Source organism: Chitinophaga sp. 05T412 (assembly GCF_056396465.1).
In genome coordinates, this window is sequence record NZ_JBFTLN010000054.1 from 1 (window position 1) to 1037 (window position 1037).

Below are 1037 nucleotides of genomic sequence, written 5' to 3' on the forward strand. Positions count from 1 at the left end.
TCAAAGAAGGTACTGACCATCGTATCAGACAGCACCGCCCTGGCTGAAGGTAACTCAACAGCATTCAAAATGTCGCTGCCGGCAGGTTACCACTCCGCTAAACCGCTGACCATTGCACTGACAACCAGAGCAGCCGGAACGGAAGCCGCAGCTACTGACTTCCAGTACCTGCAAACATCTATTACATTCCCACAAGACACTTCTGTGTTCACTACCGTTGCGCCGGTTATCAAAGCAGTGACAGATCAGATCCTGGAGAAAGATGAGCAATTGAATATCGCCGCCGCCGTTACTAACTCACCTGGCTACACGGTAGCAGATGTGTCGTTGAAAATCAACGATGCTACCCGCAGAGATGGCACTAAAACAGTGATTACGTTTACACCGCCTACAGCCGGTATGCCGGAAAACACTACACAACAGATTGGCTTTAAGCTGCCAGCCGGCGTGACTACTGAAATACCAATTAAAGTATCCCTGCCAACTACTGGTACGGCTACACGTAATACAGATTACAGCTTACCAACTGATACTACCTTTACTACTGCATTAGCCGCTATTGAAGTGAAAGTAGCTGGTGATATGCTGGTAGAAGATGTGGAAGACATCCATATCATACCAACCATCAGTGATATTTATAATACACCTTATACCTTTAATCCAGCCAGTCTTGACATGACAATCAAGGATGCGCAGTATCCATTCCCAGCGGGTGACTCCGTATTACTGAGTTGTGCTCCGGATAGCGTAAACGAAGGACAAAGCTCCGTAATTACCGCTACCTTCCCACATGGCTGGAAAGCAGGTAAAGCGTGGACTATCAATCTAACAAAGGATGTAGTGAAGTCTGTTGCGATTGGCAACGACCGCTATACCAGCTTCCCCGGCAGCATCAGCATTCCGGTGAATGGTACCAATGGAACTACTACTATTCAAACGCTGCCTAACGGTGTATTCAGCGATGAAGGCGCGTTGTTCATAGATGGTAATAAGAGCGATGTGAAGATGCCAGCGCGTAGTACAAGTCTTTACATCAA

General features: G+C 47.3%; 1 protein-coding gene. It reads left to right on the forward strand.

Annotated elements, in window-relative coordinates; translation table 11 throughout:
- The coding region (locus AC1DFM_RS34625; protein ID WP_477081357.1) for a hypothetical protein at nt 1-1037 on the forward strand (1037 nt) is incomplete at both ends.